This window comes from Streptomyces sp. NPDC030820 (assembly GCF_055572075.1).
Genome location: NZ_JBVIEB010000013.1, coordinates 244,647 through 267,753, shown reverse-complemented (window position 1 = coordinate 267,753; position 23,107 = coordinate 244,647). Strand labels below are relative to the sequence as shown.

General features: G+C 69.7%; 16 protein-coding genes and 1 pseudogene. 10 read left to right on the top strand and 7 right to left on the bottom strand.

Translation table 11 applies throughout. From position 1 onward, the window contains the following. Nucleotides 1-216: 216 nt before the first annotated feature. The gene (locus ACZ418_RS32495; protein ID WP_468370211.1) at nt 217-678 is read right to left on the bottom strand and encodes a DUF6228 family protein; all 462 of its coding nucleotides are present in this window, start codon (nt 676-678) and stop codon (nt 217-219) included. 245 nt (nt 679-923) lie between these two features. On the opposite strand from ACZ418_RS32495, the gene ACZ418_RS32490 reads away from it, so the two are divergent. After that, nucleotides 924-1,274, top strand: coding sequence for a hypothetical protein (locus ACZ418_RS32490; RefSeq protein ID WP_468370306.1), 351 nt, complete (start codon nt 924-926; stop codon nt 1,272-1,274). Nucleotides 1,275-1,478: 204 nt separating this feature from the next. Here the strand turns inward: ACZ418_RS32490 and ACZ418_RS32485 are convergent, their stop codons facing one another. Together ACZ418_RS32485 and ACZ418_RS32480 are read right to left on the bottom strand one after the other, a co-directional pair. Beyond that, on the bottom strand, nt 1,479-2,438 hold the full coding sequence (locus tag ACZ418_RS32485) for a DMT family transporter (protein ID WP_468370209.1): 960 nt from the start codon (nt 2,436-2,438) through the stop codon (nt 1,479-1,481). 47 nt (nt 2,439-2,485) lie between these two features. Further along, the gene (locus ACZ418_RS32480; protein WP_468370207.1) at nt 2,486-3,091 is read right to left on the bottom strand and encodes a TetR/AcrR family transcriptional regulator; all 606 of its coding nucleotides are present in this window, start codon (nt 3,089-3,091) and stop codon (nt 2,486-2,488) included. Between the two features lie 731 nt (nt 3,092-3,822). Here ACZ418_RS32480 and ACZ418_RS32475 point away from each other — a divergent pair. The 6 genes and pseudogenes from ACZ418_RS32475 to ACZ418_RS32450 all read left to right on the top strand — a co-directional run. After that, complete coding sequence (locus ACZ418_RS32475) at nt 3,823-5,538, top strand: glycoside hydrolase family 43 protein (protein ID WP_468370204.1); 1,716 nt, start codon at nt 3,823-3,825, stop codon at nt 5,536-5,538. A gap of 316 nt (nt 5,539-5,854) precedes the next feature. Continuing rightward, nucleotides 5,855-7,426, top strand: a complete 1,572-nt coding sequence (locus ACZ418_RS32470) for a DUF1906 domain-containing protein (RefSeq protein WP_468370201.1) — start codon at nt 5,855-5,857, stop codon at nt 7,424-7,426. A gap of 87 nt (nt 7,427-7,513) precedes the next feature. Beyond that, nucleotides 7,514-8,788: an SH3 domain-containing protein gene (locus tag ACZ418_RS32465; protein ID WP_468370198.1), complete on the top strand. Its 1,275-nt coding sequence runs from the start codon at nt 7,514-7,516 to the stop codon at nt 8,786-8,788. A 25-nt stretch (nt 8,789-8,813) separates the two neighbouring features. After that, nucleotides 8,814-9,812, top strand: coding sequence for a C40 family peptidase (locus tag ACZ418_RS32460; RefSeq protein WP_468370196.1), 999 nt, complete (start codon nt 8,814-8,816; stop codon nt 9,810-9,812). Between the two features lie 31 nt (nt 9,813-9,843). Then, nucleotides 9,844-13,455, top strand: a complete 3,612-nt coding sequence (locus ACZ418_RS32455) for a glycoside hydrolase family 172 protein (RefSeq protein ID WP_468370193.1) — start codon at nt 9,844-9,846, stop codon at nt 13,453-13,455. A gap of 1,721 nt (nt 13,456-15,176) precedes the next feature. Next, nucleotides 15,177-15,470 (top strand): annotated as a pseudogene (locus ACZ418_RS32450) (M23 family peptidase); the annotation flags it as partial. A gap of 349 nt (nt 15,471-15,819) precedes the next feature. Here ACZ418_RS32450 and ACZ418_RS32445 read toward each other — a convergent pair. Then, nucleotides 15,820-16,491, bottom strand: coding sequence for a TetR/AcrR family transcriptional regulator (locus ACZ418_RS32445; protein ID WP_468370191.1), 672 nt, complete (start codon nt 16,489-16,491; stop codon nt 15,820-15,822). 140 nt (nt 16,492-16,631) lie between these two features. Here ACZ418_RS32445 and ACZ418_RS32440 point away from each other — a divergent pair, with 140 nt between their 5' ends. Beyond that, on the top strand, nt 16,632-17,765 hold the full coding sequence (locus ACZ418_RS32440; protein WP_468370188.1) for an FAD-dependent oxidoreductase: 1,134 nt from the start codon (nt 16,632-16,634) through the stop codon (nt 17,763-17,765). A 146-nt stretch (nt 17,766-17,911) separates the two neighbouring features. Here the strand turns inward: ACZ418_RS32440 and ACZ418_RS32435 are convergent, their stop codons facing one another. From ACZ418_RS32435 to ACZ418_RS32425, 3 genes are all read right to left on the bottom strand, one after another. Continuing rightward, nucleotides 17,912-18,736: a cytochrome c oxidase assembly protein gene (locus ACZ418_RS32435; RefSeq protein ID WP_468370185.1), complete on the bottom strand. Its 825-nt coding sequence runs from the start codon at nt 18,734-18,736 to the stop codon at nt 17,912-17,914. Between the two features lie 8 nt (nt 18,737-18,744). Beyond that, nucleotides 18,745-19,311 carry a DUF2243 domain-containing protein gene (locus ACZ418_RS32430; protein WP_468370182.1) on the bottom strand — a complete coding sequence of 189 codons (567 nt, stop codon included), beginning with the start codon at nt 19,309-19,311 and terminating at the stop codon, nt 18,745-18,747. A gap of 681 nt (nt 19,312-19,992) precedes the next feature. Continuing rightward, a complete protein-coding gene (locus ACZ418_RS32425; RefSeq protein WP_468370179.1) occupies nt 19,993-20,163 on the bottom strand; it encodes a hypothetical protein in 171 nt (56 codons plus the stop codon). A gap of 191 nt (nt 20,164-20,354) precedes the next feature. Between ACZ418_RS32425 and ACZ418_RS32420 the strand changes: the two genes are divergently transcribed. Together ACZ418_RS32420 and ACZ418_RS32415 are read left to right on the top strand one after the other, a co-directional pair. Then, nucleotides 20,355-21,269 carry a GNAT family N-acetyltransferase gene (locus tag ACZ418_RS32420; protein ID WP_468370176.1) on the top strand — a complete coding sequence of 305 codons (915 nt, stop codon included), beginning with the start codon at nt 20,355-20,357 and terminating at the stop codon, nt 21,267-21,269. Between the two features lie 124 nt (nt 21,270-21,393). Then, nucleotides 21,394-22,731 carry an alpha/beta hydrolase family protein gene (locus ACZ418_RS32415; RefSeq protein ID WP_468370173.1) on the top strand — a complete coding sequence of 446 codons (1,338 nt, stop codon included), beginning with the start codon at nt 21,394-21,396 and terminating at the stop codon, nt 22,729-22,731. Nucleotides 22,732-23,107 lie beyond the last annotated feature (376 nt).

The following is a 23,107-nucleotide window of genomic DNA, read 5'->3' as shown; positions in this document are numbered from 1 at the left end:
AACGCCTACTGCGCTCACCCGGTCGAGATGGGCTGCCATTTCGAGTCGATCTGCAAGTCGTGCACGTTCTTCGTCACCACGACCGAATTCCGCTCCACGCTCGAACGCCAGCGCGACGATGCAGCACCCAAGGGCCAGGTCGCACGCGAGCAGATCGCGCACATGATCCGACGAACCTGTGCGAGGCAGGCCGAAATACGACAGGTTCCGCTCGGTTCAGAGGGTTTCGGGCTCGTGGCGGAGGAAGTCACGGACGTCGGTCGCGAGCGTGGACATCTGCTCGCCGGCTTCCAGCCAGGTGGTGACGGTGGCGTTCCAGCTGTCGGTGGGGTTCCGCCAGGGCCGGAGGGTCCAGCTCACCGCGACGCGCCCGCCGGAGTGAAAGACGGCCCGGACGGTGAGGTCCCGGTCAGCGGTCTGCCATATGCGTTCCCCGTCCCAGCCGCGAAAGTCCGCGGCGAGTTTGTCCAGGAAGCGCGCCAGGTCCGTGTCCCAGCTCCAGGCTGCCACTGCGTCGACGCGGGCGTTGAAACCGGGTGCGCCGGCCTCGACGGCGTAGTGCACGCAGTCCTCGTCCTCCCGGAACCGGTCGCAGAGCCTGACGTGGACCGTCCGGTCACGCTGGCAGCGGACGACGAGGTCGGCGGAGTTGTCGGTGGCGGTGTCTTCGGGGCTCACTTGCGAAACGGTAGGTCAGCGGGGTATCCGCCGTCACGGTGTTTCCGGGGCGGGCAGTCGTCCGGGATCGACACGATCGGCACGATAGATCGAGGGGGGCCTCGGGATCCATCCCGAAGGCGGCGGCTACGAGCTTGGGGTCCATCGCACCCCAGGTGGCCGTCGGCCCTCGCATCGGCCTTGGTGCTCAGACGGCAGTGTTGCGCCTCGGGAACCAGCGCAGGCAGCTGATCGTCTTCCCGGACATGCCCGCCGTTCTCATTCTTGGAGTCGATCCGAGCACAGTGCCTGGTATGGACGGGGACGTGATCCGCGCGGCCCTCGACCAGGAACTGGCACGTTTTGGTGACCACGCCATCGATGCATCCATGACGCTGATTGCGCTGGACGAGTCAGCAGAGCCCGCGGTGATCGCGGCACTGTCCGAGCGCGACTGGGACGTCGTCGTCATCGGTGGCGGGATCCGCAAACCGGAACCTCTTCTGCCGCTCTTCGAGCAGGTCGTGAACCTGGTCCGACGGCATGCGCCAAAGGCTGCGATCGCGTTCAACACCAGCGGTGGTGACAGTGTCGAAGCAGCCAGCCGGTGGCTGTGAGCCCGGGCCGGCCTGGGCAGCCGTGCCCACCCAGGACGTAGCTCTCGGCCGTCGCTCCTCCTGCTGGCACGTCAACCCCGGTGCGGGTGAGGGAGTTTGTGGCGCAGGAGGGAACGCGGACAACCGGGCGGGGCGTCAGGTGGCCGACGGTTTGTCGGTGGGTCCCTTCGGTCGCTTGTACCGGGGAGGTCTGCGCCGATGGCCTCAGGGTCGGCCAGGGGTCAGATCGGGCTCCACCGCACCGGTGACATCGTCTGCCGGAACCGGCCCGCTGGGGCGCCGACGCCGGCCGGGGACGGCGAGTGCTGGGCTGGTGAGGACGGCGAGGCATGTGACGACGAGTGCGATGCCGACCCAGCCGGCGGCGGGGAGGCGTTCGCCGACGACCGCAACGGCGAGTACGGCCGCGACGGCCGGTTCGAGCAGGGACAGAGTGGTGGCGGTGCTTGCGGGCACGTGCGCGAGTCCCCAGCCGAAGAGGACGTAGCCCGCGAACATGGGGACCAGCGCCATATAGGTGCCGACAGCCGCGTTGGACCAGGAGCTGATGAGCGGAGCACCGGTGGCCAGCAGGACGGGCAGGAGGAGCAGCCCGCCGAGTCCGAAAACGGCACCCATCGCCGCGCGGGAGGCGATCCGGCGGGTGATGAGCCGGTGCGCGGCCCAGGAGTACAGGGCGTAGGTCGCGGCAGCGACAAGGCCGAGGCTCACGCCGAGCAGCGTGCTGGCCACGGATGCTCCTCCTGTGTCGTCGGCGGCGCGGGCGGCTTCGGCGACGCACAGCAGGACGGTGCCGAGCAGACCGAGCGCGGCTGCGACCGTCCAGCGGCGGGTGAGCCGGCGGCCGTCCACGACGCGTTCGATCAGGACCGAGGCGAGCGGGGCGGTGCCGATCGACACCACGGTGCCCACGGCGACTCCGGCCAGGCGCATGGAGCTGTAGAACGCGAGGGGGTAGACCGCCACCGAGGCGGCGCCGAGGAGCACGGTGCGGCATTGCTCGCGCAGGCGGGAGGCGTGGCGGGCGATCTGCGGGGCGGCGGCGATGGCTTGCAGGAGTCCACCCAGGCCCATGGCGACCGCACCGATGGCGAGCGGGCCCACGCCCGGGGCGAACGTGGCGGCCGTGCCGGTCGTGCCCCACAGGACGGAGGCCGCCAGCACGCACAAGGCCCCCATACCCGCGGACCGGCCGTGTCCGGCGGGCCGTTTCACAGCCGGTCCAGCAGGGCCGCCGCGATGGAGCGGGCGTGCTGGAGGCAGCGGCCGTCGCCCTCCAGGCCGGCGCGGGCCATCGCGCCCTCCAGGAGAAAGGCGAGGTGCTCGGCCACCGCCTGTGCCTCGTCCGGGCGCCCGGGAAGCAGTTGCTCCAAGTGGCCCGCGATCAGGCGCTCGACTTCCTCCTTGTGCGCGCGCACCACCGCCCGGCCTGCGTCTCCGGCCGGGAGCTCGGCGGCGGCATTGAGGAGCCCGCAGCCGCGGAAGCCGCGCTCGTAGGCGAAGGCCGCGTGGTCGGCGTAGGCGTCGAACACCGCCAGCACACCGTCACGCGGGCCCCGGGCCTGCTCCAGGCGCGCCCGGTACAGGCCAAGCCATTCTTCGTGCCGGGCGTCGAGGTAGGCCATGACCAGGTCGGCCTTGGAGGAGAAGTTGTTGTACAGGCTCATCTTCGCCACGCCGGCCTCGGCGGTGATCGTGTCGATGCCGGTCGCCGACACCCCGTCGGCGTAGAAGCGGCGGGCCGCCGCCGCCAGCAGCCGGTCCCGGGCAGGACGCCGCCTTCCGCTCTCCCCCGCGCTCACACCGGTCTCGCTCATCACATTCCAAACTAGGTAGGTAGGTCTACATAGATTATGGGTGGCAGCCTGTACCAGGCAAGAGGGGTGACAGCGGGCCCCGGCCTCAGGCGACGACTTAGACGACTTAGGGGTGTACCTACCGGCCTCAGACCCCGGCGGGTCGCCCCCGCGGCCTTGCCCAGCCGCCGCCTCCGGTAGGGGCCCGCTCCGCTGCCGCCCGCTTGGATCGAGACCGCCTCCCACTCGACAGCCGAGGCGGAATAGGAGTCGCCGCCGCCGTATGCGAGGGCACGGAACTGGGACACGTAATCCCACAGTTGCCCGTCGCGGCGGCAGACCGCGCCCCAATGGCGTCCGACCCCGCGCAGGCTCCGGCCCATTGACGCCCACTCACCCCGTTCCTACACTGACGGAAATCGATTTCAGGAAGGGGGTGCCGATCGAACATCGACCTCATCTTCACCGGAGACTGCCGCGCCACCTCGACGCCCTGACAGCCCACGGGCAGGCGGCAGTAGTCGGGAGCCGCCGAGGCCATTCCCTGCCGGTAGTTGAGAAAGGCTTCCGCGCACCGATCCGTCGACTGCGCGCCCCGAATGTCATGCACCTGATAACCGGCGCGAGTCGAGCCGTTCACCCGCGCGTCAAGGGTGACCGTCCGATCGCCGCCTCACCCGGCACAACCTCTGCCCTGCTGCCGATTCGGCGCTGACTGTCGGCGGCTTCACTCCCCCCATACGGAGCCAACCATGCTGGAACTCCTCGGAAAACGGCGGAGACAGCTCCTGCGCACTCTCGCGGGACTGGTCACCCTCGTCGTCGCACTCCTGCCGACCGTCGCCCAGGCCGACCGGGCGACAGCGCGCGCGGCAGCAGTCGGCGCCGTGACCTTCGCAAACCCCATCCGGCAGCACGTCAGTGACCCGTACGTCATCCAGTACGGCGGTTACTACTACATGACCAGTACGGACGGCTGCGACGCCGGCTACCTGTGCGTGTGGAAGTCGGCCACCATCACCGGCTTCGCCACGGCCGAGAAGTACGACGTGTTCCACATCCCTGCCGGACAGTCGAACTCGGCCGAGGTCTGGGCGCCTGAAATCCATTACGTGCAAGGCCATTTCTACATCTACTACACGGCGACCTCGGCGGGCGACGGATCCGGTCACCGGCTGTTCGTCCTGCAGGCGGCCGGTGGCGACCCGACAGGCCCGTACAGCGAGGCCGACACCGGCTATGCCCACGGCCAGCTCCACGAGTCGAGCGATCTGTGGGCGATCGATCCGACCGTGTTCGCCGGCAGCGACGGCAGGCTGTACATCGCCTGGTCCGGGTGGCCCACCGCCAACGCCCATCAGCAGAACATCTACCTGGCAACGATGAGCGACCCGCTCCACATCAGCAGCAGCCGGGTGCAGATCTCGGCACCCACCCGGCCGTGGGAGACCGTGGATCTGCCGGACGGCCCGAGCAGCGGCACCGTCGGATACTTCCCGGTCAACGAGGGACCCGAGGCCTTCCAGCACGGGGGAAGGACCTACCTCACCTTCTCCGCGAGTTTCTGCGGCACCCGCAGCTACGCGGTCGGGCTGCTGACCAACTCCGACGGCAATCTGCTCAACCCCTCCTCCTGGGCGAAGACCGGGCCGATCTTCAAGTACCACGGCAATGTCATCGGATCCGCCTCGTTCGAAGCCATCACCTCGCCGGACGGCAACGAGGACTGGTTCCTGGTGCACTCCAACACCCAGGGCTGTGACGCCGGTCGCGAGCTTCGCGCCCAGCGGCTGTACTGGGACGCCCACGACGGCTCGCCCCTGCTGGGGTACCCCGTCAACGACGGGGTACCGCTGGACGTGCCCTCCGGCGAGCCCGGGTCGACGCCCTCTGCCGACCCGTACGCCTCGGGCTGGGGCGACGCGTTCGGCGATGCGGCCGAGGGCGACGGCACCAACGGCCGCAAGGCCGGCACCTGGACCGTCACGGACACCCACACCGCGAGCGTGACCTCGCTCAACGGCGTCCAGTGGTCCCAGCTCTTCTACGCCGCCAACCCGAACTACGAGAACTACACCGTCTCGGCCGACGTGCGCTGGAGCGCAACCGGCACGACCTCGTCGTACCCCAAGTACGGCATCTACGCCTCGTACGCCGACAAGGACAACCACGTCGAGGTCTTCATCGACCGCAAGTACGGAGTGCTCGCCACCCACGCCGTGGTGCAGGGTGTCGAGCAGCCCTGGCAGAACTCCCCCCTGCCGGGCGGGTTCGATCCGACCCAGTACCACACGCTCAAGGTGGTGAAGGCGGGCACCGGATACACCTTCTTCCTCGACGGCACCCAGACCCAGCAGCGCACCTTCAGCGGCACGACCTTCCCGGTACTGCTCAACGGGCAGCCCGGTCTGGTCACCGAGGACACCGCGGCCGACTACCGCAACGTCACGGTCAGCGACACCTTCTGAACGAGTCCCGGAGGACCCTTGACGGAGGCCGCGTCGCAGCGCCTCCGTCATGCGTCGGCCGGTCGTTCGGTTCCGTCAAATGTCGAGCGTTCTCGTTCCGCGCTCTTGAAATCGATATCACAGACGCTATGGTGTGGGCCGGGCGGCGAACAGCGGCCTGTGGCAAGGAATCTGGCAAAGGGCGCAGCATCTCGTCGACCCGGTCGTCGTGCACTGTCGCGGTAACGATTTCCCGCGCCTGAGTCCTCAAATCGGCACGAATCACCCACCAAGTAGCAATTGTCATGATCATGTAAGTCAGAGAGGCGTCATGCACATGGCTAAACCCGTCCGTGCCAGACGCACGGCCCGCACTGCCCTGGCTCTGCTGCTCACCGCGGCATCGGCGGCGCTGACCGCGCACAGCGCGCAGGCCGCGACCGCTGCCACCCAAGAGGTGGCCTACCACGGCTACCACCTCCGGGTCCCGGCCGACTGGCCGGTCATCGATCTGGCCACCGCGCCGGACACCTGCGTGCGCTTCGACCGGCACGCCGTCTACCTCGGCCACCCCACGGGTCAGGAGCACTGCCCCACCCACCTCGTGGGACGCACCGAGGCCCTGCTCATCGAACCCCTGGACAACACCGGCACCGCGACCGTCGACCGCGACACGGTCGTCGCGGCGAAGGGAACCGCGACCTACACGCCCGGACGCACCACCGCAGCCGAAACCGGCCAGATACGACTGGCCGTGCCCTCCGCCGGGGTCATCACCACCGCCACCTACGGCACCGGCAAGGCGTCGGCCGAGCGGATCCTGCGCACCGGCCGGCTCGACGGCCAGGCCCGGCCCAGCACGAGCGGTGCCCATAAGGCGACCGCCTCCACCGCTGCCCTGAGCGTCACCGCACAGCCCGGCGCCTACACCGGCAAGGGCTTCGACACATGTGCCGCCCCGAGCACCGACACGATGAACGCCTGGGGGGCGTCCCCCTATCGGGCCGTGGGCGTCTACATCGGCGGCAACAGCCGCGCCTGTGCCCAGGCCGATCTCACCTCGTCGTGGGTCAGCACCGTGACCGCCAACGGCTGGCATCTGATCCCGACTTACGTCGGCTCCCAGGCGCCGTGCAGCTCCTTCGGCCACCGGGTCTCCACCGATCCGGCCACCGCCCGCAGCCAGGGCAGCGCGGAAGCCGACGACGCCGTCTCCCAGGCACAGGCGCTCGGGATCCCGGCCGACAGCGTGGTCTACAACGACATGGAGGGCTACGACAACACCAACTCCTCCTGCAGCACCGGCGTCCTGAACTACCTCTCCGCCTGGACCGACGAACTGCACGCGCGCGGCTACCGCTCCGGTGTGTACTCCAGCGCCAGTTCCGGCATGCGTGACCTGGCCGCGCAGTACTCCACCGGCGCCTACACCATGCCGGACCACATCTGGTTCGCCTGGTGGAACGACGTCGCCGACACCGACGCCGGCACCTATGTGCCCGTCGGCGACTGGGCGAACCACCAGCGCATCCACCAGTACTTCGGTGGCACCGACGAGACCTGGGGCGGTGTCACCGTCAACATCGACGGCGACTACCTCGACGTCGACGGCGGAGGCAGCGTTCCCCCGCCGCCCACCAAGTACTGGGTCGACACCTACGCCGACGCCCCGGCGTACGCCTCGCCGACCAGCACCACCCAGACCGGCACCCTCTACAAGGGCACCAACTACGTGTACTGCAAGGTGTGGGGCCGTCAGATCGGTGACGCCACGAGCTACAACCACTGGTGGCTGAAGACCGACCCCGACGTCGGACCGGCGAACCAGTACGTCTCCGCCTACTACCTCTCCCGCTGGGGCAACGACGAGGCGAAGGACAACAACGGCACCGTCATCCCCGACTGCTGAACCCGGGACACCACGCGCACACGGCCCGCCCGCGCCCACCGGCGGGCCGACCTCCCCCGGCCCCCTCCCACCGAACCAAGGATTCCCATGAGACCGACCATGTCCCGGGCTCCGCACACCCTCGCCGCCCTCGGAGCCCTGCTGGCCTCGCTCATGCTGCCCACCCCGGCCGAGGCACGGCCCGCCCCCGTCGCCAACTCGACCTGGTCCGTCGACCTGACGGCGAACACCACCGACCGGACCAACACCGCGCCGGCCGGGCACGGCCTGACCATACGCGACCGGCACCACCATCCGGCGGCGCGGCCCGCCGACCGGTCCTACGCCGAGTACACCGCACCGCGCACCCGGCTCGGCCGCACCCTCACCGCGCTGACGGTCGAGACCACCGCCAGCCACCCGGCCGGCTCGACGGTGGACACCGAGGTACGCGGCCAGGACCGCTCGGGCGCCTGGACCCAGTGGAGCACCGCTGTTCCCGGCCGCCCCGTCACCTTCCCGGAGCCGGTCTCCACCGTCCAGGTACGCCTCGTCCTCACCTCGCCCGACGACGGCGCGGCCCCCACGGTGTCGTCGGTGACGCTCTCCGCCGTATCCGAGCAGACCACCGGCCCCGCGCTGGCGTCCCCCGCCGCGGACGCCCCCGTCACCTACCGGGTCTACGCCACCCGCGAAGGACTGGTGGGCGGCACCACCGCCAACGGTCACGTCATCACCAGCCGTGACCACTTCGTCGCCCTGCCCTCCCGACGCCTCCTGGCCTCAAACGGCGGCCACGAGTACGAGGTCCAGGTCTGCCACCTGGGCCGCTGTGAGACCGCACCCGTCTGGGACGTCGGCCCGCGCAACACCACCGACGACTACTGGAACCCCTCCACGGTGCGCGAGTCGTGGACCGACCTTCCCCAGGGCACGCCGGAGACCCAGGCGGCCTACCAGAACGGCTACAACAACGGCCTGGACGAGTCGGGACTCACGGTCACCAATCCGGCCGGCATCGACCTCGCCGACGGTACGTTCTGGGACGGACTCGGCATGACCGACAACGACTGGGTCGACGTCACCTTCCCGGCCAGCACCCCGCCCCCTGCCAAGTACTGGGTGGACACCTCTCCCACCGCACCCGTCTACGCCTCGCCGACGAGCACCACCCAGACCGGCACCCTGAACGCGGGCACCAACTACGTCTACTGCAAGGTGTGGGGCCGTCAGATCGGTGACGCCACGACCTACAACCACTGGTGGCTGAAGACCGACCCCGACGTCGGCCCCGCGAACCAGTACGTCTCCGCCTACTACCTCTCCCGCTGGGGCAACGACGAGGCCAAGGACAACAACGGCACCGTCATCCCCGACTGCTGAACGGCTGCGGACCAGCGGCCGCACGGTGCCGCCGAGTCCCGCCGCAGCCACCTCCCGCACCGTCGCCGCTCCCGGCGACCCGATCGGTCATTCCTCCCCGTTCGAGATCGAGGTTGAGATGGTCCTGCACGGCAGAACACGCAACGGTCCCCCACCGGCGGCCCTCAGACTCGCCGCCCTACTGACACTGCTGGCGGGGTTGCTCGTCGTGGGCCTCGGCACCGGCACCCAGCCGGCCCACGCCGACCCCGCCTGCGGAGTCCTCGCCCCGGGCGCGGCCGACCAGGCGAACGCCGCGGTGAACGAGGCCTGCGGCCTCATCGGCACCCCCTACTCCTGGGGCGGCGGCCACGAGTCCGTCCCGGGCCCGTCGTACGGAGCGTGCGACCCCTCCAACGGCGCCCCCAACGACTGCAACGTGAAGGGCCTCGACTGCTCGGGCATGGTGCGCTACGCGTACTACCTCGCCACCGGGGCGGACGTCGTGCCGGGGCCGACGTACGAGCAGATCCAGAACTCCACACAGGTCGCGCACTTCCCCGCCAGTGCCGGCACAGCGCCGCTGCTCCCCGGTGACCTGGTCTTCTTCGGTACGTCGGCCGACACCGTCCATCATGTGGCGATCTACATCGGGCAGGGCTACATCGTCGAGGCACCGTACTCGGGTGGCTACGTCCGCATGGTGCCGATGAGCATCCACGACGACTACTTCGCCGCTGTCCGCCTCTACCGCGGCACCGCGCCCGTCTCCGTCAAGTACTGGGCCGACACCTCGCCGACCGCTCCGGTGTACGCATCGGAAACCAGCACCACCCAGACCGGCACCCTCTACCAGGGCACCAACTACGTCTACTGCAAGGTGTGGGGCCGTCAGATCGGTGACGCCACGACCTACAACCACTGGTGGCTGAGGACGGACCCCGACGTCGGCCCCGCCGACCAGTACGTCTCCGCCTACTACCTCTCCCGCTGGGGCAACGACGAGGCCAAGGACAACCTCGGCATCGTCATACCGGACTGCTGATCCCCCCTCACTCCTTGCTGGAGCGCGTCTCATGCATGCTGCGACAACCCGTACCCGCCCTCCCCGGCCCCCGGGGCTCCGCAGGCGTCTCGCCCACCTCCTCGTCGTATGTCTGACGGTTTTCGCCGTCGGCACAGCGGCGGCACCCGCCGCGTCCGCGGCCGCGTCCGCCTTCACCGCCAAGGGCCCGGTCGGCTGGGACACCCTGCGTCACCTCGACGCCTTCGACACCGTGCCGCGTGGCGTCCAGTTGAAGCAGTTCTCCAGCTTCGACCGCAACCAGGGCAACGGCGACCAGCGCAACTGCCTGCGCACCATCGGCGCCGCGGGCTGCGTCATGGCGGAGGCCACCGGTCCGGGAGAGATCGACCAGATCTGGCTGACCTCGATCACCAACGGCGTGCAGGGCGACGTCTCCGACATGGGCAACCTCGTCGTGGTGCTCGACGGCACCACGGTGATCAACTCCAGTCTGCAGGGCGTGGTGAACGGCTCGCTCGGCGCGCCGTTCGTATATCCGCTCGTGGCCAACGCCTCGCAGTCGTCCGGCGGTGTGCACATCGACGCGCCGATGACCTACACCTCCTCCATGCTCGTCTACACCACCCAGACGCCGGACCCCGACTACTACCACGTCGATTACCGGTCCTTCGCCGACGCCTCGGGAGTGACGACCTTCGACCCGAGCGACAAGGCGAGCGACGTCCTGGCAACGCTGAACGCAGCCGGCACCGCGGACCCGAAGCCCGCGCAGAGCGGGGCGACGACCAGCACCACACCGTTCACGCTCGCGCCCGGCGCCTCCGCGCAGGTCGCCTCGGTGTCCGGCCCGGCGGCCCTGTCGGCGGTGCGGCTGAAGCTGCCCCAACTCACCGCGCCACCGAGCCAGTTGGATCCGGCCGACGACGGTCGGGCCTTCGGCTCCGGCGGCTCCAGCAAGTTCACCGTCGCGATCGACCCGGACAACCAGGGCGTACGGCTCACCCGGAGGCTGGACCAGTCCGTCGCCGACCAGGTCGCCGACGTCCTGGTCAACGGCACCAAGGTCGCCCGGTGGACGGCTCTGGCGCAGAGCACGGGCCACTTCGTGGACCAGAGCGTGGACCTGCCCGCCTCCGTGACCGCCGGCAAGTCGCAGCTCACCATCACCAACCAGTTCGTCTCCTCGGCCGTGGACTTCAACGAGTTCACCTACTGGGCCGACTCCGTGGTCGACGGCAGCCCCAAGCGCACCGACACGGTCGACGTCGGCGACACGGCATCCGAGTCGGCGCACGCGTACACCATCACCGGACAGACCTGGTCCGGCACGCGGGATCGGAACTCGCTCACCTATGCGGCGAACTCGGTGCCGCTGATCACCGACGACGGGCGGGCGTTCGGCTCCGGTGGCTCCAGCCGGTTCACCGTCGCGATCGACCCGGGCAACACCGGGGTGCGGCTCACCCGACGTCTCGACTCCACCATCGCCGACCAGGTCGCGGACGTCACCATCGACGGCTCACCGGCCGGGAAGTGGACCGCCGTACCGACCGCCTCCGACGGCCACCCGTGGGTCGACCAGACCCTTGACCTGCCGCCCTCGCTGACCGCGGGCAAGTCGCACATCACCATCAGCAACCAATTCGTCTCCTCGGCTGCGGACTTCAACGAGTTCACCTACCAGGTGGACTCCACCGTCTCCGGCGCCACCAAGCGCACGGACACGGTCGACGTCGGCGACACGGCATCCGAGTCGGCGCACGCGTACTCCATCACCGGGCAGACCTGGTCGGGCAGCCGTACCTTCGGCTACACCCCGACCGGGGTGCTGGACAGCAACCAGGTCCTCGCCTCCTCGCGGATCCGGATCAGCTTCGACGGCACGCAGACCGTCGACGCCCCGCTGGGAGAGTTCTTCGGCTCCAGTCAGTACGACGGCCGGGTGCGCTCGCTGATGACCGGGATGGACCCGGGCGGCACCGGCTGGCTGTCGGCCTGGTGGCCCATGCCGTTCTCCGACACGGCGACCGTCAGCGTCTACAACGGCTCGAACCGCACGATCAGCGGCGCCACCGCCGAAGTGACGTCCGCGCCGTGCAGCAGCTGTGCCTCCCAGCTGGCCGACGGGACCATCGCGCACTTCCACGCCACCTCCCACGCGGTCTCGGCCGCCGACCAGAAGGCCGGCCAGGACTACCAGATCCTGCACGCGGCCGGACACGGCAAGTTCGCCGGTGTCGCCCTCGGCATGACCGGCCCGGGCAACCGGGTCTACCTGGAGGGCAACGAGCACGTCTACGTGGACGGCTCGGCCACCCCCAACCCGAACGGCACCGGCACCGAGGACTACTTCGACAGCGGCTGGTACTTCATCAACGGCCCGTACACCCTGCCGCTGACCGGAAACCCGTCGCACCAGGCCGGCACCTATGGCTGCCCGGCGAACAACGACTGCACCTCGGCCTACCGGCTGACCATCCAGGACGCGGTGCCGTTCACCTCCTCGATCACCTACGACATCGAGCACGGCTTCGACTTCCACGCGGCGGACGGCGGCCACGGCGACGACGTCTCCGCGTCGTACTCCTCCACGGCGTTCTGGTACGGCGACCCGGGCCCGACCGCGCGCACCACCGACACGCTGAACGTCGGCGACAGCAGCGACGAGAGCGCGCACTCCTACACCTCGGCCGACCCCGGCAGCGTGTCGACGATCACCGCCACCTACGAGGGCAACGACGGCACGCAGACCCCGGTCACCGCCACCGGGCGGGCGACCACCGCGAGCACCAGCTTCACGCTCGCCGTCGACCCGGCCAACACGGGAGTCGTCCTCAGGCGCACCGGCGACCAGAGCCAGAAGTACCAGCGGGCCGACGTCTCGGTCGACGGCCAGAGCGCGGGCACCTGGCTGGAACCCCTGGGCAACGCCAACCACGCCTGGCTGGACGACACCTTCCCGCTGCCGCCGTCGCTCACCCAGGGCAAGTCGAAGATCACCGTGACGCTCGCGCCGGCGTCCGGCTCGCCCGCCTGGTCGGCGAGCCGCTACCAGGCGGTCTCGACCGTACCGGTGTTCACCGACACCACGCCGCCCGCCGCGGTGACCGGCGCGCAGGCCCGCGCCACCGGCGCGGGCACGGTGGGGGTGACCTGGGCGGCGTCGACCGACGACGCCGCGGTGGACCACTACGCGGTCTACGCCGCCCAGAACGCCGCGCCGACCATCGACGCCGGGCACCAGGTAGGCACCACCGCGGTCCCCTCCTTCGTGCACGCCGGTCTGACGGCCGGCCAGACCTGGCACTACCGGGTGGTCGCCCTCGACGCCGCGGGCAACGCCTCGGCCGCGTCCTCCGACGTCCAGGTGACCGTCAGCGGGTCCCCCGTCAAGTACTGGGTGGACACCTCTCCCACCGCACCCGTCTACGCCTCACCGACCAGCACCACCCAGACCGGCACCCTGAACGCGGGCACCAACTACGTCTACTGCAAGGCATGGGGCCGCCAGATCGGTGACTCCAACACCTACAACCACTGGTGGCTGAAGACCGACCCCGACACCGGACCCGCGGGCCAGTACGTCTCCGCCTACTACCTCACCCGCTGGGGCAACGACGAGGCCAAGGACAACAACGGCACCGTCATCCCCGACTGCTGACCACCACCCACCTCATCTGGAGCCGCCCCATGCGCATAGCCGCCAGACCCTGGCGCACTGCCATCGGCATCGCCACCGCCCTGTTCCTGACCCTCGCCCCGACAACGGCGAGCGCGACGCCCGCGCAGTCCCGTACCTTGGCGCCCGCCGCCACCGCTCTCAGCTCGCCCCCGGAGAGCGACTTCTTCTCCACCGTGCAGATCGACTCCGGAGCCACCGTCGGCGCACCGGCCGTCGGGGACAACGCCAACCACGGCGACCTGTGGCCCAACTGCTGGTCGGACGACGACAACGTCTACGGCGCCTATGGTGACGGCGTCGGCTTCAACGCCCCCTACAGCGACATCGGGGTCGCCCGCATCTCCGGCACCCCCGGAAACCTCCAGGGCACCAGCCTGGCCCAGGGCGACGCCGTCGGCCAGGTGTGGACGGCCGACCACACCCGCAAGCCCACCGGAATGGCCTGCGTGGACGGCAACCTCTACCTGGCCGTGCAGGACCTGGCCACCGACTTCAACGACGCCCCCGCCGCCACCATCGCCAAGTCGACCGACCACGGCCGCACCTGGACCTGGGACAAGACGGCCCCCATGTTCCCGAACGGCGTCTTCACCACGGTCATGTTCCTCGACTACGGCAAGGCCTACGCCAACGCGCCCGACGGCTACGTCTACGCCTACGGCCTGGACCACAACTGGCGGGACTCGTTCAACGACCGAGTGCCCGACCCGGTGGACGTCTACCTCGCCCGGGTGCCCCGGGCGTCGGTGCTCGACCGCTCCGCCTGGCAGTTCGTCAACGGCTTCGACTCCGCCGGCAACCCCACCTGGTCCTCCGACATCAACCAGCGCACCGCGGTCCTGCACGACGACCGCCACATCTACCAGAACGTCTACACCGCCGGCCGGGCGAGCAACCTGACCACCATCAGCCAGGGCGGCATCGTCTACGACAAGCCGCTGAACCGCTACCTCTACACCTCGTGGACCGAGTACACCTTCGAGTTCTACGAGTCGCCCACCCCGTGGGGTCCGTGGAAGCACTTCGAGACCAAGGACTTCGGCGGCTATCCCTGGACCCACACCAAACACGGTGGCTATGCCACCACCATCCCCTCGAAGTACATCAGCGCCGACGGCAAGTCGGTGTGGCTGCAGTCCAACGTCTGCCCCTGCGGCGGCGGCTACCCGGCGAACGACAACTGGGCCTACACCTTCTCGCTGCGCCAGATGCATCTCGAACCACAGGTGCCGACCACCCCGTCCAACACCGCGGACCCGGCCCGCAACCTCGCCCGTGAGCCCGGCACGGTGGGCATCGAGCGCGCCACGCACTACGGCAACGTCCAGTACTACAACGACGGCAACCTCACCCAGTCCGACGACGACTGGAACGACGAGAACAAGACGGCGAGCTGGTGGGGCTACACCTGGCCCCGCACCTACACGCTGGACCGGGTCGTCTACACCACCGGCAACATGTTCTCCGACGGTGGCTGGTTCGCGCAGAATCTCCGGGTACAGGTCCGCAACAACGGCACCTGGACGGACGTGGCCGGTCTCCGCACGTCGCCGTCCTACCCGTACGACTCCTCCGCCGGCCAGAACCACACCTACCAGTTCGACTTCACGCCGACCTCGGGCGACGGTGTGCGGATCATCGGCGTGCCCGGCGGCACGAAGACCTTCACGTCCATCGGCGAACTGGAGGCCTACTACAGCGGAGGCGCATCCGGGGCGCCGGTCAAGTACTGGGTCGACACCTACGCCGACGCGCCGGTGTACGCCTCGCCGACCAGCACCACCCAGAGCGGCACCCTGAAGGCGGGCACCAACTACGTCTACTGCAAGGTGTGGGGCCGTCAGGTCGGCGATGCCACGAGCTACAACCACTGGTGGCTGAAGACTGACCCCGACACCGGGCCCTCGGGGCAGTACGTGTCCGCCTACTACCTCTCCCGTTGGGGCAACGACGAGGCCAAGGACAACAACGGCACCGTCATCCCCGACTGCTGACCCCCACGCCTCCGGCGGGCCCCCCGCCGGAGGCACCACCCCCGAGCCCATCGGCACCAACGCCGGACCAGCGGCCTGCGCGTCGCTCCCTGGAAGGGTGCCGTGTCGTCAAGGACACACCACTGGCCCAGGTGGGTACAAAGGCACCCTGGGCGTGCCCGGCGAGGTACCGGACGCGACCATACGGAAAATCGCCGCCAAGGTACGGCTCTACAAGGCCCGTCGGACTCCAGATCCCGCCCCGGACCAGCGTGAACAGGCGTGCTCCGCCGGGGCCCGGGATCACGCCCCGACGGTTCATGGCGCCGCTCGCTCTGGAGCCCAGCGCGCCCACGTGACGGCCGGCCGGCTACTGGCGAGCGGTGATTCCGTCGAGGATGAGGTCGATGCCGGCGACGAACTCTGCCCGGTCGTCGTGCATGCGCAGTTGTTCGGCGACAGTCCGGGTGAACGGGTACTGGTCGGGATCGAGTTCTGCCCATGCGGTCGCCACGGCGTCCAGGAACTCGGTCCGGTTCGTGTCGGGCTGGTGCGCTCGGGCGTTGGCGGCGTTCTGGCCCGCCACTCCGAGGATGTAGTTCATCAGCGCGGACGCTGCGGTGAACTGGGCGGCTTCGGGCACTCGGAGCGCCTGGACCTGGCGTCCGATGCGTTCGAAGACCTGGAGCAGCGGCAAGCGCGACGGTGTGCGGGCCAGTTGTGTGCCGACCCATGGGTGGGCGTCGATCGCATCGAACAGGCCGAGCGCGAGGGCGCGGATCACTTCCTGCGGCGTCGCGCCGGTGTCACCGTCGGCGATGACCGTGGTGACGACGGCGTCGGTGGCGGCGGCGAGAAGTTCGGTCTTGCCCGTGACGTGCCAGTAGATCGCCCCGGGTCCGGTCGCGAGGCGGTCGGCCAGTGCGCGGAACGTGAGCCCGCCCTCGCCCACCGTGTCGAGGAGCTCGACGGCGGCGCTGACGATGCGCTCCCGGGAGAGCGGTTCCTGCCGTCGCTCCGGACGACGTGCCCTGGTTGCCATGCCTCCATTCTAGACATCGTGGAACAACGTTCCAGCTTGACAAGCTCTGGAACGCCGTTCCACTCTTGGGTTGCTGGAACGGCGTTCCAGGCGAGGTTGCCGGGTGTCCGGCCGGCGGTCCGCGATCAGGGAGGAAGCACATGACCACTTCGGTCACGATCATCGGCGCGGGGCTCGGAGGACTCACGCTCGCCCGTGTCCTCCACGTCCATGGCATCCCGGCGACGGTCTACGAGGCGGAGACGGCGCCGACGGCTCGCACCCAGGGCGGCCTGCTCGACATCCACGACCACAACGGGCAGCTCGCGCTCAAGGCGGCCGGGCTGTTCGAGGAATTCCTCGGTATCGTCCACAAGGGCGCCGAGGCCTCGCGGATACTCGACAAGGACGGAACGGTCCTGCTGGACGAGCCCGACGACGGTACCGGCGGGCGTCCGGAGGTGCCCCGCGGCGCCCTCCGGCAGATTCTGCTCGACTCGCTGCCCGCCGGCACGGTCCAGTGGGGGCGCAAAGTCATCGAGGTTCGGCCCCTCGGCGGCGGCCGGCACGAGGTGACGTTCGCGGACGGGGCGACCGTGACGACGAGCCTGCTGGTCGGCGCGGACGGAGCGTGGTCACGGATCCGTCCGCTGCTGTCCGACGCCCGGCCCGAGTACGTCGGGACGTCCTTGATCGAGACCTACCTGTTCGACAGCGACACCCGCCACCCGGCCTGTGCCCGGGCCGTCGGCGACGGCTCGCTCTTCGCGCTCGCCCCCGGCAAGGGGATCTGCGCCCACCGCGAGCCGGACGGCGTCCTGCACACCTACGTGACGCTCAGCAAGCCGCAGGGGTGGCTGGACGCCATCGACTTCACCGACGCCGGCGCGGCCACGGCCCGCGTCGCCGCGGAGTTCCACGGCTGGGCCCCGGAACTCACCGCGCTGCTCACGGACGGCGAGACCGCACCGGTCCCGCGCACCATCAACGCCCTGCCGGTCGAACACCGCTGGGACCGCGTACCCGGCGTGACGCTGCTCGGCGACGCCGCCCACCTGATGCCCCCGTCCGGCGAGGGAGCCAATCTCGCCATGTACGACGGCGCCGAACTCGGCAACGCCCTCGCCGCGCACCCGGACGACATCGAGGCCGCGCTCACCGCGTACGAGGAGGCCCTGTTCCCGCGCAGCGCCGCCGCTGCCGCCGAGGCTTTCCGCGTCCACAAGCTGTGCCTCGACGACGACGCCCCGCACAGCCTCGTCGGCTTCTTCACCCGCTACGGGCAGACCGGCTGAACCACAGCCGCTCCGGCACGGGCCCCACAACCGCAAGCCGCACGGCCTGGCTCCACCACACGTTGTCCCCGGACCCGCAACCTGGCGTTTTCCACGATGAATTTGGCGGCGGACCTGGAAGTGGGCCGGCGGGGTGCGGTGTCGGTTCAGTGCGGCGTCGGCGCGCCGATGCCCGGTCGGCCGCGCCACCTGGTCGTCGTGGTGCGGCGCTCGGGCCGCCAGGTTGCCACCAGTGCGCCGGCCAGGAGGAGTTCGGCGATGTCCCCGCCGTAGTACATGATCTCCGCGCCTTGCTGGACCTGGTCGATGGGGGCGTGGACGTCGACGTAGAAGCCGCCGTACATGGCCTGTGCGATCAGGGCGTGCGCGGCGATGGCGATGCCCAGGTACACCAGTCGGCTCCGTACCCCGGGGCGGGCGGGCGCGGGGTCGGGACCGGCGATGACGTGGGCGAACAGGCAGCCCGCCGCGAGGAAGTGGGCGTGCAGGAGCCAATGGCCCGCCGGGTGGGCCATGGCGGCGTTGTACACGGGGGTGAAGTACAGCATTCCCAGGGTTCCGGTACTCAGGGTGAGCGCTGCCGCGGGGTGCACCAGCAGGCGGGCCGGTGGGCTGTGCAGTACTGCGGCCACTCTGCGGGCGTGGTCGTGGGGCAGCGTGCGCAGGAGGAGCGTGATCGGCGCGGCAAGTACGAGAGCGAGGGGCGCGTACATGCCGATGAGCATGTGCTGGACCATGTGCCCGCGGAAGTCGGAGTGCGCGGCGGGTGCCAGCGGCGGCAGCAGCGCGACGGCGAGCAGCGCCAGCCCGGTGAGGAAGGACGCCGACCGCCGGCCGCTCCAGCCCTGTACAGGATTGCGGCACCGCGCCCGCCGCGCAGCGAGCAGATAGCCGCCGGCAGCGCCGAGCAGGAGCAACCCCGTCAGCACCGCTCCCGGCAGGGCCCCGCCGCCCTCCCCCTGCTGGTGCATCGGGCCCATCAGGCGCGACCCCCGGCCTGCTCGCCGGCACGGGAGGCGTCGGGGTCGAAGGGCCGGCCACTTCGCTGCACCAGATGTCCGCTGATCACGAACAGGCCGCCCAGGATGAGGAAGCCGGCGTCCCACCAAGCCTGGTGAGGGCCGCCATGGACGTGGTGGATGCCGAGGATCTGGTGGTCCAGGATGCCCTCGACCAGGTTGAACAAGCCCCAGCCGGCCAGGATCCAGCCCCACAGAACCCGCGAGGTCCACACCGCTCGCCGGTCGTGTGTGACCCTCGCGTACAGGATGGCCAGGCCCGCCAGTACGGCGATCCAGCACACCGCATGGAAGATGCCGTCCCACACGGTGTTCATCTCCAGCCCGGACACCGTGTGGGGGTCGTAGTACTTCACTCCGATGTGGTCGTGGTTGGTGCTGGTGAGCATGTGGTGCCACTGAAGGAGCTGGTGCAGCAGAATGCCGTCGACAAATCCGCCGAGGCCTACCCCGAGGACAATCCCCGGCAGCCGCAGACTGTTCGCCGCCGCCGGAAGCGCGCGGGCCTTGCCCGCCGTCGTGGCCATCACCTGTTGTCCGTCCCGTAGACAGTGTGAGTCAGACCTTGCCGACACGGTTTCCCGTCCGGCCTGCCTCAATCAACTTGTCCGAACAGCTTCAGCCATGTCACCCCTACCAAGCGATTGACGGCTACGCCACGGAAAATATCGAGGTCGGTGGCACCTCGCCGTATCGTCTCCGGGATGTACACCGGCGCCGAACCAGACCTGTTCACCCACACGCATTTCGTGAATGCGGGCGTCCCGGTAGGCGTGCTCGATCGGCAGGTATCAGACGAGGTTGAACTACTCGTACGTGCCTTGCAGTCGCGCCTGGTCGTAGCCGGTGGCGCGGAGCCAGGCGGTGTCTGCGTGGCGGTGGAAGAGGCTGGTCTGCCGCGGGGCCGTGTCGTTCCTGGAGTCCGGCGAGCAGCGCCCCGCCGGAATCGGCGCACTCGGAGGGCCGTGGGGTGCACAGCTCGTATCCGGCTTCGGTGAAGGCCGGTCGTTCGCGGCGGATGGCGACGCGCCGCTTGGACGGCAGACCGCCGAGACAGTCGTGGAACGTGCCGCACCGGGCAGTGGGATGCGGGCAGTTCTGGCCCCGGGGCATGGGCTCAGCGCCGCAGACGTCGGCGAGTTCGGCGGCTGCGGCGTCGGTGACGTACAGCCAGCAAGCGAGTGAACTCGCGGCCGCGACAAGCCCGTTCAGTGCCTCGCGTCGTGGCAGGTGACGAGAACGTGCTCACCTTCCAGGGCGTGCCGCTGCTCGGGCTCGGCGTCGGCGCCCGCTCCTGCACCGGCGTCCTCGACGGCCGACGCCCACGCGCTGCGGCCCGTCACCGGCTTCGTCCGCACCGACGAGGAGATCATCCGCAAGCGCCTCGTCCTGGACACCTTCGGCCTGGACCTCGCCGAACCTCGTCCAGCCCGACCGCGACTACTACGGGCGCCTGCACTCACCGCGGCGGCCGGCGCCGGTGAGGCGACTCGCACGGGTCCTGCAACGGTCGCCTGGCCCACGCGAAAATCACGCGTTCCGTCCATGCCAACATGACTAGTGTGATCAGGTGACAGACTTCAGCATCCTTGATGACAGCACGCAGTGGCAGGCGGACTTCGAGCGGCGGCTGCTCGCCTCATACACGGCCGCGGGGCTGAGCACGGCCGCCGCGGAGCGCATGCTCGAGGATGTACGCGCCGGCACCGGCGACTGGACCGTCGCCGAGATCACGGACGCCGGGAAGCGAGTGGGATACGTCGCCGTGGTCGTGGCCGACAACCACGGCGCCCTCGCGGGCCGTATCGGCGACCTCCACGTCGACGCGCCCCACACCGGCCGGGGACATGAGCAGGCCGCACGTGACTGGGCCGAGCAATGGTGTGCCGAGCGCGGCGCTCGCCGGCTGAACATACGGCTCACCGAGCCCGCCGGTGAGTTGTTCGACGGTTACGGCGTCCGCGGCCAGCTCAGGACACGCCGCATCGACTCCCCGCCGAAACCACTCGCCGGCGTCACCGCACGGCCCATGACAGAGGCCGAATACCCCCATTGGCTCGCCTCGGAGAAGGCCGCCTATGTCGGCGACATCGTCCGCTCGGGAGCCCTGAGCCCCGAGGAGGCCGCACGCAAGTCCGACCGCGACTTCGCCGACCTCATCCCCGAAGGCCTAGCGACGCCCGACAACACGTTGCTGGTACTCGAGGCGGCGGGCGCGCAGATCGGCACCGGCTGGCTGAAGCACAGGTACCTCCCCGGGGTCACCTACGGCTACTCGCTGCACATCCAGGAGCAGCACCGCGGCAAAGGGTACGGGCGGGCCGCGATGGCAGCCGGTGAGCTCGCGACGCTCGAAGCCGGCGACACGGCTCTGATGTTCACCGTGTGGGGTGGCAACGAGGTGGCCATGAACCTGTACACGAGCGCCGGCTACCACGTCATGGAGGAAAGCCGTTCCGTCAGCCTTCCTGCCTCCGCGGCCTGACGCGGTGGTCCGTGCGTGCAACTCCGAGGTAAACGCGTGGTCCTGTGATCCGTCGGTCCGGGCAGCGGTACGGTGTGCCCTGACCACCGCCGGGCCATTGGCCCGTGTTCACCAGGGGAGTTCTATGCAACACCGCAGACCGCGCCGCCGCCAAAGACTCATAGCCCGAGCAGTCGGTGCCGCAGGTGTGCTCGCCGTCGCCCTGAGCACCGGGGTGACGCCGGCGGTGGCCGCCGCCAAGGCTTCCCACAAGCAGGCGGCCACCGGGGCGTCGCCGGGCCAGCAGGCCACGCCCTGGGCGCCCGAGAACGACACCGCGCTACCGCCGCAGGGCACGCACCTCGCGGCCGCGCTCAAGCAGGGCCGCAACTCCGCTGTTCAGCTCGCGCTTCCCGCGCCGAGCGGGCGCTACCGGGTCGGCACCTTCAGCCAGCACCTCGTCGACAAGTCCCGTACGGATCCGTACGTGCCGGGCAACAGGGCGCGCGAGTTGATGGTGACGTACTGGTATCCGGCCTCCTCCACGTCCGGGCACGCTCAGGCGTCCTGGATGCCCTCGGTGTCGGGCACTCACTTCCTCCACTCGCGCCACCTGTCGCCGCAGCAGGTCAAGCTGCCGCAGACCGCCGGCCGCGTCCTTGCCCCCGTCGACACCGGCCTCGGCAAGCTGCCCGTGCTCCTGTACTCGACCGGGCTGCACTCGGACCGCGCGATGGGCACCGCCCTGGCCGAGGATCTCGCCAGCCGCGGCTATCTCGTGGTCGCCGTCGATCACACTCATGACGCCAATGAGGTGGAGTTCCCGGGCGGACGGCTCGAAGTCAACACCATGCCGTCCGGCGCGCACTCCTCCGACACGCTCAACGTGCGTGCTGCCGACATCCGCTTCGTCATCAACCAGCTCGGCGCCATCGCCAAGGGTGGCAACCCGGACGTCGACCACGCCAAGCTGCCCTCCGGGCTGTCGCACGCCGTGGACACGGATCGCATCGGGATGTTCGGCTGGTCGCTGGGCGGCGCCGCGGTCGACACCGCCATGCAGCTCGACCACCGCATCGACGCCGGCGCGAACCTGGACGGCCAGTTCTTCGGCACGGCGCCGGGCAAGGACCTGAGCCGGCCCTTCATGCTCTTCAGTTCCGGCAGCCACAACCGGAACAACGACTCGTCGTGGCGCAAGCTGTGGCCGCATCTCAAGGGATACCGGGTCGACATCCAGCTCCACGGCTCGAAGCACCTGTCGTTCAGCGACAACGAGTGGCTGGTGCCGCAGGTGGCGCCACTGCTCGGGCTTTCCCAGGACCAGGTGCGGCAGCAGTACGGCACGATCGACCCGAACCGGGCGATCAAGATCCAGCGTGTGTACCTCGCGGCGTACTTCGACCGGGAGCTGCGTCACAAGCACAGCACCTTGCTGGACGGACCCGCCAAGAGCTACCCGGAGATCTCCTTCGTCCGCTGACCGGACTCCGAGAATCGGGCCCCCAACCGTGGGGCCCACCCTGGTCGCAGGCCCTCCGGAGCAGGCCACTGCGCGGTTCCGTCGCAGGGACGACACAGGGACGACGCAGGGACGTAAGTGTGATTGTTGTGTGATCTCATGCCACTAAAGTGTGCGTTCATCGAACGTTCGAGCGCTCGTCGCCCGGTTGAGAGGATCTTCTGCCCTGCCCACCGCGTCCCGGGCCCCGCGCCACAGCGCCTCCTCCGCCCGCCGCACTGCCGCTCCCCGGCGAGGCGCGTCCGCCGGGCGCGTCGCTCGTCGTACTGCTGCCCCTGGTGGCCGTCCGCACCGTGGACGGCCTGGGCCGCATGCGATCCGGAGGGGCGCCAGATGC

What these genes read in the sequence shown, in the direction of transcription:
- ACZ418_RS32490 (WP_468370306.1), top strand. Translation starts at nt 924, where the DNA reads ATGCCCGCCGTTCTCATTCTTGGAGTCGATCCGAGCACAGTGCCTGGT.
- ACZ418_RS32480 (WP_468370207.1), bottom strand. Translation starts at nt 3,091, where the DNA reads ATGAGCGAGACCGGTGTGAGCGCGGGGGAGAGCGGAAGGCGGCGTCCT.
- ACZ418_RS32475 (WP_468370204.1), top strand. Translation starts at nt 3,823, where the DNA reads ATGCTGGAACTCCTCGGAAAACGGCGGAGACAGCTCCTGCGCACTCTC.
- ACZ418_RS32470 (WP_468370201.1), top strand. Translation starts at nt 5,855, where the DNA reads ATGGCTAAACCCGTCCGTGCCAGACGCACGGCCCGCACTGCCCTGGCT.
- ACZ418_RS32465 (WP_468370198.1), top strand. Translation starts at nt 7,514, where the DNA reads ATGAGACCGACCATGTCCCGGGCTCCGCACACCCTCGCCGCCCTCGGA.
- ACZ418_RS32455 (WP_468370193.1), top strand. Translation starts at nt 9,844, where the DNA reads ATGCATGCTGCGACAACCCGTACCCGCCCTCCCCGGCCCCCGGGGCTC.
- ACZ418_RS32445 (WP_468370191.1), bottom strand. Translation starts at nt 16,491, where the DNA reads ATGGCAACCAGGGCACGTCGTCCGGAGCGACGGCAGGAACCGCTCTCC.
- ACZ418_RS32440 (WP_468370188.1), top strand. Translation starts at nt 16,632, where the DNA reads ATGACCACTTCGGTCACGATCATCGGCGCGGGGCTCGGAGGACTCACG.
- ACZ418_RS32435 (WP_468370185.1), bottom strand. Translation starts at nt 18,736, where the DNA reads ATGCACCAGCAGGGGGAGGGCGGCGGGGCCCTGCCGGGAGCGGTGCTG.
- ACZ418_RS32430 (WP_468370182.1), bottom strand. Translation starts at nt 19,311, where the DNA reads ATGGCCACGACGGCGGGCAAGGCCCGCGCGCTTCCGGCGGCGGCGAAC.
- ACZ418_RS32415 (WP_468370173.1), top strand. Translation starts at nt 21,394, where the DNA reads ATGCAACACCGCAGACCGCGCCGCCGCCAAAGACTCATAGCCCGAGCA.